Source organism: Nostoc sp. ChiQUE01b (assembly GCF_034531255.1).
Classification (GTDB): Bacteria; Cyanobacteriota; Cyanobacteriia; order Cyanobacteriales; family Nostocaceae; genus Nostoc.
The window spans coordinates 15,591-31,686 of record NZ_JAVRBM010000044.1 but is presented as its reverse complement, the minus strand read 5'-3'; the positions used below and the strand labels follow the sequence as shown (position 1 = coordinate 31,686).

The following is a 16,096-nucleotide window of genomic DNA, read 5'->3' as shown; positions in this document are numbered from 1 at the left end:
GCTTTTTGAGTGGAAAAGCTTGTCTAGTTGCGAGTCAGTTTTGTACAAAACTTGGGTAATTCTGTGCTTCGTCATCCAAGGGCAGTTTTTCCCTATTTCGAGGATTAGCTGAACAAATTAGGATTTTATTCACAGCGCCATCAATTAGATACACTCTACTACAGCGCAGTTGTAGGCAATTACCGACAGCACAAAAAAATCGTTCACAGAGCTAAAAGACTCATTAATGGAGCTAAAAGGCTCATTAATGGAGCTAAAAGACTCATTAACGGAGTTCAAAGACTCATTAATGGAGCTAAAAGACTCATTAATGGAGTTCATATCATGTCCGGCTAATTAGTTATAATTTTCTTTCTCTATGCAGAAAGCCCAAAAACCCCTCCCCTCTGCACCTCTGCACCTCTGCCCCCCTGCGGTCTTAATGATAAGTCTTTAACTGGACATGATATCAAAGACTCATTAATGGAGTTTAAGTCTTCGTTTCCCATTTTCGACTATAGCGTTTCCTAATCACATGAGGTACATCATAGCCCCCTCCTTGCTTGCGGGGAGGGGGTTGGGGGTGGGGTTCTTCGAGTTTAATAAGCTATCAAGCGGACATAATATTAAGTCCTGCCCACATAAAACTAAAATAAAGCCTGCATAAGCAGGCTTTATTTTAGTAGTCCCAGACTTTAACAAAGTGTAGGGGTTTAAATCCCCGGCTTCTATCAAGCCGCAAGTGTTGGGCTGCTTGTCTTTATCCCCGTTACAACACGGAAAAAGCGAATTGCGAATTGCGAATTGGTTTAATCTGTGGGCGCTTTTAGATTTTTACAAGAGCTTCAATGACTAAGCTGTTACGCATTTAAGTTGTATATTAAAAGAGTAAGGGTTGTCATTAGTTATTTGTTTTCAAAGGACAGATGACCAATGACAAAGGACAGTCTCAACATCAAAATGTACAATCTAAACGCGCATCACCTTAATTTCAATCAACTGCCCTCTTCACTGCATTGCCTGCATCGTCGGCTGTACGCTTAACATTTTTACCAGCATCTTCAGCTCCACGCTGAACATTTTTCGTCACGTCTTCGGCAGCATTCTGGGTATTACCCTTGATATTTTCAATTCCTCGCTGAGTTCCCTTAACAACACCTTCGCGCAATTCATTAACTGAATTGCCGATATCATCACCCAGATTTTTCCCTCTTTGACCCAAGGGTGTACCTTCCTTGAAATTACGGATATATTCCCCTGGATTGCTCGCCGATTTGTTGTCAATATTCTTCTGAGCATTTTTCACTAATGCCTCAGCTTTGTCATTAACTGCCTTTTCATCTCCCGCTCTGGGATCTACATCACTAAAGTTATTTATTCCACCAGTAGGAGAATTCAGAGGATAATCTTTTGTGGCATCGTATCGTTCGGTATTAGGTGCTTGAGCACCAGGTTGTGGTGGCTGTGATGCTACTCCTGGAGCACCACAAGCCTGTGCCATAAATAGAAAAATTCCTGCTAAAAAAACAGTTAAAACTTTCAAGGGACGAATGTTTTTCAGCCAATTCATTGCTTTTTTCATATTTCTAACTCCTTGGATTTTTGTGACTAAGTTAAAGTTCAACCAAGATGGCATTTGGAATTAATTTTACATCCAAAGCATTCAGATAAAATAAGAGTTTTATCTGTCTACTGCTATATTTGGTTGTAATTAAGGTCTTGCTTGAGCTTCATCTGGCTTATTTTTCAAAAAGCCGGAAGCTTCTTCAACAGCTTCTTTTTAGAGCGTTCACATAGTCCTCCTTACTAAACTATTAATAAGCTGATAATTTTGCTGAAAAATTAGAACATTCAGCATATTTTTTCACTTGTTTTAGCCTGCTAATTTCTTAACAGATGACCTTTTTCATGATATGAATAGTGAAATAAGTTTTACATCTAGCGCAAGTCACATTTTAATTACTACAAAAATAATATTTTTATCTAACTCTAGGGAGATATAAACTAAGTTAATATGATTGTTGTCAAAAGAACTACATTAAGTTGTTTGATACCTCAAAATATTTCGATATATAGCTCATATTCCATAATATTTAAGGTATTCAGCCCTTGTTGCTCTCATCGTTAAATGACTAAATTCATGAAGCAATTTCTACGCTGGATAATTTTGGGGGGAACGCTGTTTTTTTTAGGGAAAGCTCTAAAGGATAATTGGATTGAGGTAACTGCTATCCGCATTGATGATGTAGGATGGGCAATTATGGCGATCGCTACAGGGGTAACTTTACTAGCTCATACTTGGGCAGGCTGGATCTGGACTTGGATTCTGCAAGAGTTAAATCAACCTGTATCATCTCCTCAATTCATCCAAGTTTACCTAAAAACGAACATCGCAAAGTATTTACCAGGTAATATCTGGCATCACTACGGGCGAATTGTCGCTGCTAAAAATGCCAATATTCCTACTGGTGCAGCCACCTTAAGCGTTTTGCTGGAACCGCTACTCATGCTAGCGGCTGCTTTAATCATCATTGTCTTATGCAGTAACCAATTTGCAGCAGCTAATACTACCGTTGTTATACAAATACTACAATTTCTGAGTTTAGCTGTAGTCCTTGGTGCGATTCATCCGTGGTGTTTGAACCCCGTTATTCGTTTTTTGTATAAATTAAAAGCAAAAAAGTCTGCTGCTACCACTCAATCAACTGTTCCCTTCAGTCTTATAAGCTACCCTTTACGTCCTTTGTTAGGAGAAGTGGGCTTTATGGGACTACGCGCCACTGGGTTTATATTAACTATGTTTGCCTTGGGTTCGTTGAATGCGAATCAAATTCCTTTGTTATTCGGGGCTTTTAGTTGCGCTTGGTTGTTGGGATTTGTTATACCGGGTGCGCCTGGTGGGTTAGGTGTGTTTGAAGCGACTGCATATGAACTTTTACGATACCACTTTCCAGCTGCCTTAGTATTTAGTGCGATCGCTCTATATCGCCTCATTAGTATTCTAGCTGAAACTGCGGGTGCTGCTCTCGCTTGCTTAGATGAACGCCTTGCAAAATCATGAATCAGGCAAAACTCATTTTTGTCTATCTACTTTCATCTGTGAAAACACCCGATAACTATCCAGATTTAATTGCTGATTACTGCTTTGTTGTTCTTCTTCTATCTTAATCAAGTTATATTCTACATTTTCTGCATAAATGGCGAACGTGATATTAAAAATCTCGATAAAATTTATGACTCCTTTGCATTCTTCTTCCGAATATTTTTCGTAAAAACGAATCAAATGAGCAATCCGGGTTTCTAAATGTCTCCGAGAATTTTTACAAATCAAAATAATCTTTAATAATATAATTACTAAGGTGAGAGCATGACCTTGGTTAATGAATAAGATAAATAATTGTGAAGGCTCTTTAGCATTTTCTGTTGTCAAGTAATCAATCACTCGATTACAAGTTCTTAAGAAAAATTCTTTAGTGATAATTTCTTGATTATAATCTGTCTTCCATAAGGATAAACTATGTGCAAACTGCTGCCGCCAAGTCTCGACTGATTGTTGATTTTCTACAGAAAAAAATAGATATTTTTCTAGGCTGATTTTAAATTCTTTCAGAGTTTGCTTTTCAGTTTGCTTGATAAATATATGGGCAATATTATCATGACTAAATACGCCTCTCTTTAAGACAATTGCTTTTATTAAGTGCAGAGCTTGGTCTCCCAAAATACTGGGATTTTTATAGCGTGTTGTGCTTGAGACAGCAGATTGAGAACGAGCAATATACATTGCTAGTTCAAACTTAAATTTGTCTCTTATCTGTTTAGAAAGCCTTCTAGCAGCCTCTTGTTGCTCTTTAGGGTTCTTATTATTAACAGATTGATCAATCAATAAATAGGAAGTGTAGCGGTTAGCCCAATGACCTTTAGATGATTCTTCATATTTAGTAGCAAATAATTTCAAATCCTTGTAATCTTTGCTGTTGACAAACTTCTCTAACCAGATTTTACAAGTTTTTACTACTGGAGGATTATTGTCTTTGATTTTCAGATTTTCATTAACAAATAAATTAACTAAGTCTTGGATATATTTGTCTTTTCGGTTAGTTTTCCAATTATTAACTATGATGTAGCAACACCGCTTAATTGTATTGTATAATTCCTCCTCGTTATCATCTAAAAAAACACTATATATTCCAGGTATATAATCGGAATCTTCAGAATCAAGACCGTCTATAAATAAACCTTTGAATTCTCGTAAGACATCCTCTGGTGGCAATTTATTGACAATTTCCACAAATAAGCTATAAACCTCCTCTTGGGCAGTTTGCACATTTAATTGTCTAGAGTTAGACGTAACACAATCGGGATTTTCCTGACTAATTGATAAACGATTAGCTGTCATTTCACTTATCAGGACAAAAAGGCTTCCTGTTCATATTATTATCAGCTTAACCTTGGTGAACAGGAGCATCAATCTATTCTTCAGAAATTCAGTCATCTTTTTACATAAATTTGATTAACTAGGACTATAAATAAAGTATTAAAGATAAATTGTTTAATTCTTCATCAAATAGTTCAGTGAAATTACTTATTTATAACTCGAAAAGACTATACATATCATATATGGATATGGGCGAGTTTATCTATAGATTAGATATAACCCGCCCATACCTTCTATCGAAGCCTTTCGGTATTTTGAAGAAGAATGCAGAATTCAGAATTCAGAATTCAGAACAAGAAAGTGGGGGATTCAGACCCGCCACTTTCTTGTTGACCACCAAATTTTCAATTTGGTGTGGTGTTTCACCATTTATTCATCCGCCCTTTGGGTGACGCTCTCTACGAGACGCTGCGCGTAGCTTGCTTCTCTGTAAGAGTACGCAGGCTCGCTCTAAGCGAAGCCATGCCGAAGGCTTTACGCTGCGCTAACGGCAGTTGCTCATGGGGGAAAGCCCCTTGGCGCTAGCCTCTCCCTTTGGGAGAAGACCACGCTGCCTCAACAGTCGCACAGAATTCAATTCTGAATTCTGGCTCCTGACTCCTGAATTCTGTTTTGTTAAATTTTTAGTGGGGGTGGAGGGACTTGAACCCACACGACCTTTTACGGTCAACGGATTTTCATTCTCCCGCAATTTTCACTGCTACTTGATGGCAACAGCCGCTTCAAGTTTTGAGAATTGGACTCTCCCTTTACCCTCGACTTTACGTTAGGGTAGCTCCCGTCGGGTCTCTGCACCTTCCGAATAGTTATGAGCTATGAGTTAGAAGTTATGAGTTTTTAGTTTACTCGTCACTCACTAATCAGCACTCAGGACTTTTTCGGCTTGGCTCAGGATTGCCATGTCTGTTACCAGATTTAGGTTTCCCTGAGTTTGAGAGCTTCCACTTGAGGGATTTCTCCTTCAAGGCTCAATTATTTAAGTCCGTAGCGTCTACCATTCCGCCACACCCCCAAAGGTGTTTGGCAACTAGTGTAACTAGTTATTTTTTAGAGGTAGCAATACCTTCTTATCTATTCCACCATCAATTGTGTCTTTTGTCCAACTAGATTGAAAAATATTTTTTCCAGATTGTGCGATCGCTTCAGAGAATTGCAAGTCTTCTTGGTTTTCTGGTAATTAATCTGGATGAGTTTTCGATTTTGTCTGACTAGAGCATTTGTTTGCTAGTGGATTCACATAATAGCATGATATTAGCTTTTGTCATGAAATCTGTTGAATCGCCCACAGTAAAAGTACTCCAGCCCGCCAAAGCTGCGCTTTTGCCTGCTTGTTAGCGGTTTCGAGGAATTCTGGCGCAGTTATCAAAACAGAATTCAGGAGTCAGTCGCCAGGATTCAGAATTGAATTCTGAACGAAAGAGCGGATAGCGCAGCGTAAAGCCTTCTCTTCTCTTTCAGAGACGCTAACGCGAACGAGAGGCAACGCCTTCGGCATAGCTTCGCTTAGAGCGAGTATTCGAGCGTCGTGTCTGAATAAACGGCGTTTAAGACCTCCACTAAATCTTCTCTACCAGGACTTACGCAAAAGATAACGAAAGTAGCGGTAATTCATGAACTATCGCTACGCAAGAATAAGGTTTTCGGTCACATCTTGCGTAAGTCCTGTCTACGAGACGCACTTGCGTTCGATAAGCGTGGTCAACTTTCGTAGTGGCGGGTCTGAATCCCCCACGACGAAAGTTCTGACCGGAGGCGGAGCGTCTCCGGCTTTGCTCCTGAATTCTCATTTCTGAATTCTTCAAGTTGAAAGCATTATGACTATACTTCTCTGAGTCTGTCTCTTCAGCCTATGATGGAAAACAGATGCTTAGACAAATAAAGTTATGATTGTCGCCCTGCTGTATCTGATTTTAGCTGGAGCTTACCTTCTAGTAATCCCCATTGCTGTCTTGCTGTACCTGAAGCAGCGTTGGTATGTAGCTAGCTCCATCGAGCGTTTGTTGATGTACTTTTTGGTGTTTTTCTTCTTTCCAGGTTTGTTGGTTCTATCGCCGTTTGCAAATTTTCGACCCCAACGGCGACAAATTCAAGTTTAACGAGATTGGTAGGTCATAACTCTCATGCGACGGATTGACGCTATTGGAATTGGCTTAGGTGTTTTTATTGCCGGCGGCTTGGCATACTTGGGATTGCAGCTAGTTGGTTTAGATAATCAGAAAGCTGGTATATGGAGCCAAGTTTTACTAGTCAGTGGGTTAGTTGGTTGGTTAGCCACCTATTTTTTCCGTGCGGTGGGACAAAAAATGACCTACCACCAACAGCGAGAACAGTACGAGCAAGACTTTCTGCAAAAGCGGCTAGACGAGCTTACTCCCGAAGAACTAGCACGAATTCAAACCGAAATAGAACAAGAAGAGCAATCTCAGGTGTAAAGTTATCATTGGTCAGTTGTTATTTGTCCTTTGTCATTAGTCATTTGTCCTTTACTAATGACTAATGACCAATGACTAATGACCAATGACCACTGACCACTGACTAAAATGAGTGCAATTTCTGATTGCTTTGAAACCCTTGGGCACAATGGTGAGTGCGCTCTGATTCCGTTTATCACTGCTGGCGATCCAGATTTAGAAACAACAGCAAAAGCCTTGCACGTTCTAGATCGTAGTGGAGCCGACATTATAGAAGTGGGTATACCCTATTCCGATCCTCTGGCTGATGGGCCAGTCATTCAAGCTGCTGCTACCCGCGCTTTGCAAAGGGGTACGAAGTTAGAGCAGGTGCTAGAAATGCTGCAAGGGATTACTCCCAAATTGCGATCGCCCCTTGTCCTGTTGATCTATTACAACTCAATTTTGCACCGGGGGATTGAAAAATTTCTTCAGCAAATTGCTGCTGCTGGGGTCGCAGGATTGGTAATACCTGATTTGCCCTTAGAGGAAGCAGCAGGCTTGCTCAAAGCAGCTAGTGAGATGGGAATTGACGTAATCTTGTTGGTAGCTCCCACCAGTTCTGCCCAACGGATAGAAGCGATCGCTCGTGATTCCCAAGGATTTATTTATTTAGTCAGCGTCACAGGGGTAACAGGGGTGCGATCGCAACTGGAAAACCGTGTGTCTGATTTACTTAAACAAATTCGTGGTGTTACTGAGAAACCCATCGGTGTAGGTTTTGGGATTTCTGAAGCCGCACAAGCCCGTCAGGTAAAGGAATGGGGCGCAGATGCGGCGATCGTGGGCAGTGCTTTTGTGAAACGGTTAGCCCAAGGTACACCAGAGCAGGGACTTTCGGCGATCGCCGAATTTTGCCAAAGTCTCAAGGCAGCCATCAAGACCACCAACACCAGCACAAATACTCCCCTTGATTAGACGGAGAAAGTAGATTAAAAAAGTATAACAGTGTAGTTTTTCTAGCCTTACTTGGTAGACAATTTGACCATTATGGTCTTGAATATTAACATCAGATATGATGATGTAAAAAAACTAGCTGATACAGTCGCTTATAGTTTGAGTATTATGTGAAATCAAGTAGGCATAATTTATGAGTGTGAGAGTGAGTCCGTCAAAAATGATTATAGTTACGTCGCGATCGAGGAGCAAAGGCGATGAGTGAGAGTATGGCATTTATCGGCGGGGTTGCCGTAGCTGGGCTGGCGGCTCTCGTATTGCTCAAAGGAACAAATACCCCTCTACAACCTAACTTCGCTGTTGCTCCGCAAATCCCAGGTGTAGTCGCACCCCAAGGAATGCAGCCACAAATGTATCCTTACGGGCCTTATGGGCAACCAATGTATCCCAATCAGGTTCAGCCACCGACTGCTACCAATCCTGACCAGCGCCTAGAGATGGAGAAGCTGAACACGCAGATGCAGCTGGAACGTTTAAAAAACGACAATGAACAGCTAAAGGTGCAAAATCAACAACTCCAGGGCCAAGTCCAAAATTTCAATACTCAGCAGCAGTGGCAATTAGCCCAGCAGAATAACCAACAAAAAACAGCAGCAACATTCCAACCGCAAAATACTTGGTGGTCTTCACCCGTGCTTTGGGCTGTGGGAGGCGCAACTCTCACTATTGGTGGTGGTGTTGTTGTCGCTGGGGTATTAGCTTTATTCTCACCACGGCAGCGTCCAGCCCGTACTGTACAAGTGATTCACCCTTACCAAGGAAATACTACGCCGCCCTTGGTTCCAGTTCGTCGTGCTGAGTTTCTGCCTGCTTCGCGGATGGAAGCAAGACGAGTTGAAGCCCCAGAATACGACGAAATGCAATAATAGGGAAATATTTGTTAGTAGAAGTAACAACTACTACAATTGTGGGTAAGTGTAAGTAAAAAATGTTGGACAAAAGCATTTAGGTGAAAAATATACAGGTAGCACTGTTAAATTATCACCTAGATGTTTTGCTTTTACGTAAATAATCATTAGACCTCTTGCAAAAGTCCCTAACACCCCACCCCCAACCCCTAAGAGCAAGCTCTTAGGAGAGCGTTTGCTTTACTCAAATGCGGGGTGGGGTTCTTTATTTTTGATTTATGCAAGAGGTCTATTCAAAAACAGTCGTTTGAAGTTCAGAGGGATAGGAAAATTGTCAATCTTAAAGCTGGGATGAATTTTTGGTAAATTTTTATGGTTTGCATGAAGACTAGATATAAATGTTGCAAAAGTTACTAATATATCGAAGGAAATCTATGTTAGTAACAACACTTAGTTTGTATGAAAAGGTTACATCTGGCTGCTACTATAACAGCAATTCTTGCTTTGTTAAGCGTTGACACGCAACAGGCAAAGGCGATTACAATTTTCACTTCACGTACTGATTGGAACACTGCTGTATCAGGAAGCAGCACATTTAATGAAGATTTTGAAAGTTTTACTTCTGATACAGAATTCCGAACCACCCCTGTTGACGTTGGAGAATTCACACTCCTGCAAGTCGGCAATAATCCTTTATTCCGCAACTTGATTGAGGTGTCGCCTTTCCAGTACAATGACAATAATGGTACAAATAATGCCTCAGTATTCACTGATTTTGGGGCTACCAAAGTAGACTTAACTTTAAATACTCCAGTTTTTGGATGGGGAGCAGATTTCTTTGCTGCAAATGATCGAGAAGGACTGAATTTAGACCTTGTGTTGGATATGGGTGGAGTTTTGGACACGATTCCAGTAACAGTCAACAATGGCTTTTTTGGGTTTGTCACTAATCCTGTAGAAGACATTCGCAAAGTTACTTTCGTGTCACGAATTGACGATTCAGGAGGAGAAGGTTTTGGATTGGACAACGTGACTGGGGCAATATCTCAGGGACGAACCATACCTGAACCTGCTTCTGGATTAGGTTTATTAGCGTTTGGCGCTTTAGGTGTTAGTTCACTACTGAAGTCCAAACAGCAGTATAAAGTCAGAGCGAAAGTGTAAACTAACAACGTTAGTATAGCTTCCACAGTTTCCTTGTTTTCGTGTCTATTGGTAATAAATAAAGCTAATAAAATTATTTATTATTCATTATTAATAGATGCTTAAACAGGATGGTTAATCAACCTTGATATTATAAACTGCCTTTTGGAGTTTCTGTAGCATTAGGACTCTCTGTAGTGACAGGTTGGTTAATATGAGGAAGTTTCTGTTGGGTACTCTTCTGATTACCTTGACTTTCTAGTTGAGGTAATGCCTGTTTTGCCAGATTTTCGGCTGCTTGTTTAAATAATGGTTCGATTCTATTTCGCCAATATTGAGTATTAGGCAACTTTTCTGGATGGTTTCTATAATCTAAAACTTTATCCCATTTACCATCATCTATTGCTTTGTTGATCTCATTAGATAACGCCTCCGCCTTAGCCCAATCTTCCTGCCACTGGGCAATCATTTTGCCCGTCTCTTGAATACCAGAAGCAGCATTTGCCGGAACTGATCTCAAAAGTGCGATCGCTCCGACTATATCTCCTGAATCATACTTCTGTCTAGCTTGTTCGATAATATTGGCACTGTTATCATTAGGCTGCGATCGTTCTGATTTACCAGCATTGTCAGTTGACCCCTTCGGCTTTTCTGGTAATGGACTTACTACATCCCTAGATTTTGGTTTTTGTGGTGGAATTGTTCGAGTCGCAATCAAGCTACTATCATCTACAACCTTAGTTGCAATACCCTTTTCGCGTAGGCAAGAAGCCCATTCATCTTTATTGTCTATCACAGCCGGGTGTGCCCAAGCCAAACTACCAGATTTCAGCTTAACTTCTATCCAACCTCGTTTTGTCCGCTTGCCAGTCACCTCGAAATTGGTGTTATTAGCAACAGTTTGCACAATATTATTAGAATTTATCGAACTAGGTTCAGAACGGATATTAGAATTTCCGACAACAACAGCCGAGCATTTGTTTGCTAAAGCGGTATCCTTACCTGTAAGATTTAAAGCTAAATTTTTCACATTTGGATATACATTTGCTACCAAGGCAGCCGCACCACCTGCCAGTAATATACCAATTAATATCGGCCAGGGGTCGGATTTACCAGAGTTTTTACGCGCAGGTTTAGCAGGGACAGGATTTGCTGGTGCAACTGCAATAGTTTGCAGCCGAGATACTTGAGGCTGGGATTTGGCTGCTTGGTAACTGGAATTTTTGGCAGCTTCTTGAGGTGTGGAAAGTGCAGGTACTGGATTAATCGCGTCTTTACATGCTTGCAGTGCTTCCGTAGCATTTTGGTAGCGGTCTTTGAAGTGATAACGCACCATCTTGGACAACACTGCCGCTAGTCGATGGTTCACGGTTACTGAATGCCGCCAGATAATTTCCCCCGTTTCTGGGTCTTCTTGCAATTCTGTTGGCTGTAATCCTGTTAATGCTTGAATAGCGATGATCCCAAGGGAATAGATATCGCTGTTAGGACGAGGTTTACCTTGCCCTTGTTCTGTGGGCATATAGCCAGGAGTGCCGATAACCACTGTGGCAGAGGGTTGTCCGCCCACTGTTATCAGTTGTGTACGCAGTTGTTTCACCGCTCCAAAATCAACTAAAACTAACTTATTATCTGAGGCACGGCGGATAATATTATCCGGTTTGATGTCGCGGTGAATCACGCCTTGGCGATGAACAAATTCGAGAATCTCTAGAATTTCCTGCAACAGTTGAACTACCTGGCTTTCACTCCAGCGCTTACCAGGTATAAGTTCCTCAGCTAGGGTATGTCCTTCAATATATTCTTGTACTAGATAGAATTCTTGGTTTTCGTCAAAGTACGCTAGCAGCCTGGGTATTTGGTCATGGTTGCCCAATTTTTCTAAGGTTTCGGCTTCGCTGTTGAACAGGCGTTTAGCAGTATCAAAAACTCTGGGGTCAGTTCCAGGTTTGAGGTGCTTGACAACGCAGATGGGGTTGCCTGGCCGCCTCGTATCTTGGGCAATGTAGGTTTGACCAAATCCTCCCATCGCGAGGACTTGAATTACTTGGTAACGATGGTCTAGTAGCTTGCCTATCATATTCCCTCCCCAGAGTTATTACCTAATTTTCCAGCTGGTAATAAATATCTCCAAATTTTCTTCAATGAAATCCGCTATCTTGAGAAAAGATTTAGATTAAAAACGCAGCTTTTTAATATACGCAGACTGTTTATTTTTCTTTTAGTGCCCCTGTTTATTACCAATGCCACCTAAAATAACAAATCCAGTTGCATGGCAGCAGGCTGAAATCCTCATGCAACCTGCTTTCATTCGCGTTATCGACAATATCCGCAAGCAGCTTGATGAATCTTCCTGGACAGGAACTTACCATGATGTCCTGATTTGGCCGCCTAGCACCACTGATGAAATCAAAGCATTGGTGACTGAACTGTTGCAAGCAATGGAAACTGCAACACCCCAAGAAGCAGATGAAATCAGAGGAACTCTGGCTCGTCTGCCGATGCCCCATCCAGGATATCATCTACGTTTGCAGCGTCAACAGCAAGAAGCGAGTATCGATTTGTGGGAACTGTGTTATCAGGTGTGTTTTCTTGAATACATCCCAGAGAACGAAGCTGCTGATATTGATACTAGTTTAATCGATGAATTCGGTGAAGTGGATTGGCTGCGTTTGGATGCTAAGTCAAAGGAGTTAGTTGAGGAGGCGTTTGCTAAATTGCCAGAGAGTTGAAACCCTGAAAACAGGATACACGAACAAAACCCACTTGCGTGGGCTTATGAGGTAAGGCGATGCCTACGGCGGGCTGCGCCTGCTTTTTCTTCAAGCAGCAAAATCTTCAATCATGCGGCTGTAGTCAATTGAGTTGTTAGATTCTGACTGTGTTTTCAATTTAGCAATAAATTCTTCCATCCCTGGTATTTCTAATTGATCGAATGTGATTTGATTATTTATAGGACTTACGCAAAATATCTCTTAAACTCTGATTTCTCCGTGTCCTCTGCGCCTCTGCGGTTCGTTATTCCGTAACTCGTGCGTAAGTCCTAATCTAGACTCTTATAGATTCGAGAGAAATTTGCAAGATTTTATTATGTACTTTGAGGAAATTTTACTCAATATGAAATTATACGATATATCAGATGATATTGATATACCTTTTTAACAAGGTTAATAAATATAATCTTGATAAAATATTACGGGGAGCGCTTAATCTAAAAGCAAAATTGATAGATGGATATTGTTTATCGTCTACAAGGTGTTGAATTTGAATGGGATGAAAATAAAGCACAAATCAACCTCAAAAAACATGGTGTTAAATTTGAAGAAGCTACAGAGGTATTCTTTGACCCCTTTTATCAAGTGGGTGATGCTACTGCTAATAATCAACAGCGTGATTTCATCTTAGGCTATTCTCTTTCTCAACGCTTATTGCTCGTAGTTTATCTAGAACGCAGTAGGTGAACACGCATAATTTCCGCCCGTCCAGCTACTACCACAGAAAGAAAGTTATATGAACAAGCATGATGAAGAACTCGAACTACACTTAAAACCCCGTACTACAGAAACAGTATCAATAAAAATACCAACAGAGGCATTAGAATCGCTCAAAAAAGTTGCAGCTAATCGAGATATGACACTTGAAGCATTACTCAAGTTTTACATTGGGCAGAGTTTACGGCAAGATTTAGCTAAATTATTTTCTGAGCGGGTACTTGAATCAACTGCTCAAGTTCTAGCAAGGCACATCGAATCGAAAGAAGAAATTTTAAGCATCATTCAAGAAATTCAAGCTGAAGCAACTCTTTAGTTAATAGCCAGCAAAAATTAACAGATAAATTAAGGAACAAAAAATGTCTAATAAAACAAACTACACCGAAGCTTGCAATAATTTTGAAAAAATTTACGAAGAGGCAATTAGCACTCGTGAACCTGTAGTTATTAATCGTGAAGGTGCAGAAAGTGTATCCGTTATACCTACTGCGGAACTTAATAGCATCATAGAGACAGCATATTTATTCCAATCACCTGAGAATGCAGCACGTCTTTTTGATGCTTTACAACGTGTTAAGGCTAAGACTAATATGCCCCAAACTATAGACGAGTTGCGTAAAGAGTTCTCGCTCTACGAAGAAGAGTAAATAAATTCAATGTCGGATAATTTAGAACCAGAAGCACTTCCCCAATCTGAAGTTTCTCAAGGTGATAATTTAGAACGCAACCTCGTTTTTGACCGGAGATTTCTGGAAGACCTTACCTACTGGGTAGAGACAAATAGAAAAACTGCACTCCGCGTCTTATCTTTAGTTGAAGAGATTAGGCGGAATCCCTTTGAAGGTACAGGCAATCCTGAAAGATTGAGATACTATGATGCAAATGATGGTCGCGCCGAATCACTCAAACTGACCGGATTGTTTACGTAGTAAGTGATAACCGAATCGAGTTTATTCAGGCACGATACCATTATAGCGATCGCTAATTTCATAATTAAATAATGTAATTTTGAAAAAGAGCGATAACCTCACCCTTTTCACCCCTAAGCGCCCTTACAAAACCTCAAACTCTTCTATACTTATCCCAGCTTGTCGTAAAATACTGCCCAGCGTACCAATAGTAATTTCTCGATGACGAGGCGCGATCGCAGTACGGGTTCCTTCTTCGGTAGATTTGACAAACTTTACGTGACTACCCTTTTGGCTAACTTCCTCAAAGCCTGCTGCCTCTAATCTACGCTTAACCTCACGATAAGGTAATGGTTTAAGAAAGTTTTTTTGGGGTTTAATTCCCCTGCCTCTACAGGCAGCACGTTTTGTGTCGGGGTAAAATCCCCGTCACAAAACGTAATTGCGAATTGCGTTAGCGAGTCCGCGTTCGCGCAGCGTCTCGTAGAGAGCGTCATTGCGAATTGCGAATTGGTTTAAGCGGCATCTATTTCTACTTGAAGTGTCTTAATTTGAGGAAGAACAGTAGCTACTGGTGGTTCAAAATGTAGTGACAAAGCTTCTTCAAGATTAGCCAATGCCTCAGTTTCAGTCTCGCCCTGGCTAGCAATATCAATCTGCAAGCACTGTGCCACAAACCAGTTACCTTCCTGCCATACACTTGCAGTAAAAGTTCGTTTCATAAGTTTTTATTGTTCGGCACTTTCTTTTGATTTGATTATACGCTAGAAGAAAACCAAAGGTGCATTGAAGCCGCAAACGCTTATTTGCTAAGATTTCCAGTGCGACAACATTCAAACAAGGCAACTTCTGATCGCTATGCCAACATCTACACTTGACGATAAAGACGCAGCAGCTATCCAAGCCGCCAGAGTTGGGGTTGCGATATGCGATCGCACCGCCTGGGGAAGGATCAAAGTAGCTGGCGACGATCGCCTCAACTTCTTACACAACCAAAGTACTAACAATTTCCAAATACTCAAGCCAGGACAAGGTTGTGATACGGTTTTTGTCACTTCCACAGCCAGAACAATTGATTTAGTAACCGCTTACGTTAGAGAAGATGCGGTAATCCTGTTGGTTTCACCTAACCGTCGCCAGTTTTTGATGGAATGGCTGGATAAATATATTTTCTATGCAGATAAGGTGGAATTATCTGATATTACCCAATACACCAACACCTTCAGCCTGATTGGCCCAGGAAGCGACGCTGTTTTAGAAAAGTTAGGTATTGGCGAACTGATCGGCCAACCTTATGGTAGTCACCAAGTATACACGATCGCTCCAGCTGAAGGAGTGCGGATTGCTGTAGGTAGCGGGTTAGCTGCGCCCGGATACACCTTCACTTTCCCCTATACTGACAAAGAAACAGTGTGGAACAAACTGTTAGAAGCTGGGGCGGTAGAGATGAGCGATCGCGCCTGGAATGCATTACGAATCTTACAAGGTCGCCCCGCCCCAGATGCAGAACTCACAGATGATTACAATCCTCTAGAAGTTGGCTTGTGGCAAACAATTTCTTTTACTAAAGGTTGCTATATTGGGCAAGAAACTATTGCTCGGTTAAATACATATAAAGGTGTAAAACAACACCTGCTTGGTGTTCGCCTCAGTGCCCCTGTGGAAGTTGGAAGTGCGATCGCAGTTGGAGATGAAAAGGTCGGCAAACTTACTAGTTATACCCAAACTGCTGATGGTTACTTTGGACTAGGTTACATTCGCACCAAAGCTGGTGGTGTAGGATTAAAAGTCAAAGTGGGAGAAACTGAGGGTGAAATAGTAGAAATTCCCTTTGTTTCTCACGAATACCCGTAATTAAACCAATTCGCAATTACGTTTTGTAACG

18 protein-coding genes are annotated in these 16,096 nt (G+C 41.1%); 13 read left to right on the top strand and 5 right to left on the bottom strand.

Translation table 11 applies throughout. From position 1 onward, the window contains the following. Positions 1-970: 970 nt before the first annotated feature. Positions 971-1,561, bottom strand: a complete 591-nt coding sequence (locus RMY63_RS25105) for a hypothetical protein (protein ID WP_322731315.1) — start codon at positions 1,559-1,561, stop codon at positions 971-973. A 558-nt stretch (positions 1,562-2,119) separates the two neighbouring features. Here RMY63_RS25105 and RMY63_RS25100 point away from each other — a divergent pair. Further along, positions 2,120-3,040: a lysylphosphatidylglycerol synthase domain-containing protein gene (locus RMY63_RS25100; protein ID WP_322731314.1), complete on the top strand. Its 921-nt coding sequence runs from the start codon at positions 2,120-2,122 to the stop codon at positions 3,038-3,040. 12 nt (positions 3,041-3,052) lie between these two features. Here RMY63_RS25100 and RMY63_RS25095 read toward each other — a convergent pair whose 3' ends face one another. After that, the gene (locus RMY63_RS25095) at positions 3,053-4,375 is read right to left on the bottom strand and encodes a hypothetical protein (RefSeq protein ID WP_322731313.1); all 1,323 of its coding nucleotides are present in this window, start codon (positions 4,373-4,375) and stop codon (positions 3,053-3,055) included. A gap of 1,922 nt (positions 4,376-6,297) precedes the next feature. On the opposite strand from RMY63_RS25095, the gene ndhL reads away from it, so the two are divergent. The 5 genes from ndhL to RMY63_RS25070 all read left to right on the top strand — a co-directional run bounded on the left by ndhL (position 6,298) and on the right by RMY63_RS25070 (position 9,833). Beyond that, the gene (gene ndhL / locus RMY63_RS25090; RefSeq protein WP_322731312.1) at positions 6,298-6,510 is read left to right on the top strand and encodes an NAD(P)H-quinone oxidoreductase subunit L; all 213 of its coding nucleotides are present in this window, start codon (positions 6,298-6,300) and stop codon (positions 6,508-6,510) included. 24 nt (positions 6,511-6,534) lie between these two features. Continuing rightward, positions 6,535-6,846: a DUF3007 family protein gene (locus tag RMY63_RS25085; RefSeq protein ID WP_292742943.1), complete on the top strand. Its 312-nt coding sequence runs from the start codon at positions 6,535-6,537 to the stop codon at positions 6,844-6,846. Between the two features lie 108 nt (positions 6,847-6,954). After that, a complete protein-coding gene (gene trpA / locus RMY63_RS25080; protein ID WP_322731311.1) occupies positions 6,955-7,782 on the top strand; it encodes a tryptophan synthase subunit alpha in 828 nt (275 codons plus the stop codon). Between the two features lie 236 nt (positions 7,783-8,018). Then, positions 8,019-8,687 carry a heterocyst differentiation related protein gene (locus tag RMY63_RS25075; protein ID WP_322731310.1) on the top strand — a complete coding sequence of 223 codons (669 nt, stop codon included), beginning with the start codon at positions 8,019-8,021 and terminating at the stop codon, positions 8,685-8,687. Between the two features lie 441 nt (positions 8,688-9,128). Continuing rightward, positions 9,129-9,833 (top strand): hypothetical protein, encoded by a 705-nt coding sequence (locus RMY63_RS25070; RefSeq protein ID WP_322731309.1) that lies wholly within the window; start codon positions 9,129-9,131, stop codon positions 9,831-9,833. A 130-nt stretch (positions 9,834-9,963) separates the two neighbouring features. Here RMY63_RS25070 and RMY63_RS25065 read toward each other — a convergent pair whose 3' ends face one another. Then, positions 9,964-11,892, bottom strand: a complete 1,929-nt coding sequence (locus RMY63_RS25065; protein WP_322731308.1) for a serine/threonine protein kinase — start codon at positions 11,890-11,892, stop codon at positions 9,964-9,966. 163 nt (positions 11,893-12,055) lie between these two features. On the opposite strand from RMY63_RS25065, the gene RMY63_RS25060 reads away from it, so the two are divergent. The 6 genes from RMY63_RS25060 (at position 12,056) to RMY63_RS41900 (ending at position 14,288) form a co-directional block, all read left to right on the top strand. Next, positions 12,056-12,544 carry a hypothetical protein gene (locus RMY63_RS25060; protein WP_322731307.1) on the top strand — a complete coding sequence of 163 codons (489 nt, stop codon included), beginning with the start codon at positions 12,056-12,058 and terminating at the stop codon, positions 12,542-12,544. A gap of 498 nt (positions 12,545-13,042) precedes the next feature. Continuing rightward, positions 13,043-13,273, top strand: coding sequence for a BrnT family toxin (locus RMY63_RS25055; RefSeq protein ID WP_322731306.1), 231 nt, complete (start codon positions 13,043-13,045; stop codon positions 13,271-13,273). 49 nt (positions 13,274-13,322) lie between these two features. After that, positions 13,323-13,619: a hypothetical protein gene (locus tag RMY63_RS25050; RefSeq protein WP_322731305.1), complete on the top strand. Its 297-nt coding sequence runs from the start codon at positions 13,323-13,325 to the stop codon at positions 13,617-13,619. Between the two features lie 43 nt (positions 13,620-13,662). Next, entirely contained in the window at positions 13,663-13,950 is a 288-nt protein-coding gene (locus tag RMY63_RS25045) for a type II toxin-antitoxin system Phd/YefM family antitoxin (RefSeq protein WP_322731304.1), read from the top strand. Positions 13,951-13,959: 9 nt separating this feature from the next. Beyond that, a complete protein-coding gene (locus tag RMY63_RS25040) occupies positions 13,960-14,232 on the top strand; it encodes a type II toxin-antitoxin system YoeB family toxin (RefSeq protein WP_322731303.1) in 273 nt (90 codons plus the stop codon). Continuing rightward, entirely contained in the window at positions 14,202-14,288 is an 87-nt protein-coding gene (locus tag RMY63_RS41900) for a type II toxin-antitoxin system YoeB family toxin (protein ID WP_335052085.1), read from the top strand. Before RMY63_RS25040 ends, RMY63_RS41900 begins: the two co-directional genes overlap by 31 nt. Positions 14,289-14,355: 67 nt before the next feature. Here the strand turns inward: RMY63_RS41900 and RMY63_RS25035 are convergent, their stop codons facing one another. Together RMY63_RS25035 and RMY63_RS25030 are read right to left on the bottom strand one after the other, a co-directional pair. After that, the gene (locus RMY63_RS25035) at positions 14,356-14,592 is read right to left on the bottom strand and encodes a type II toxin-antitoxin system HicA family toxin (RefSeq protein WP_322731354.1); all 237 of its coding nucleotides are present in this window, start codon (positions 14,590-14,592) and stop codon (positions 14,356-14,358) included. A gap of 134 nt (positions 14,593-14,726) precedes the next feature. Further along, on the bottom strand, positions 14,727-14,933 hold the full coding sequence (locus RMY63_RS25030; RefSeq protein ID WP_322731302.1) for a type II toxin-antitoxin system HicB family antitoxin: 207 nt from the start codon (positions 14,931-14,933) through the stop codon (positions 14,727-14,729). Positions 14,934-15,069: 136 nt separating this feature from the next. Here RMY63_RS25030 and RMY63_RS25025 point away from each other — a divergent pair, with 136 nt between their 5' ends. Continuing rightward, positions 15,070-16,065, top strand: coding sequence for a folate-binding protein (locus RMY63_RS25025; RefSeq protein ID WP_322731301.1), 996 nt, complete (start codon positions 15,070-15,072; stop codon positions 16,063-16,065). The last annotated feature ends 31 nt before the right edge of the window (positions 16,066-16,096 follow it).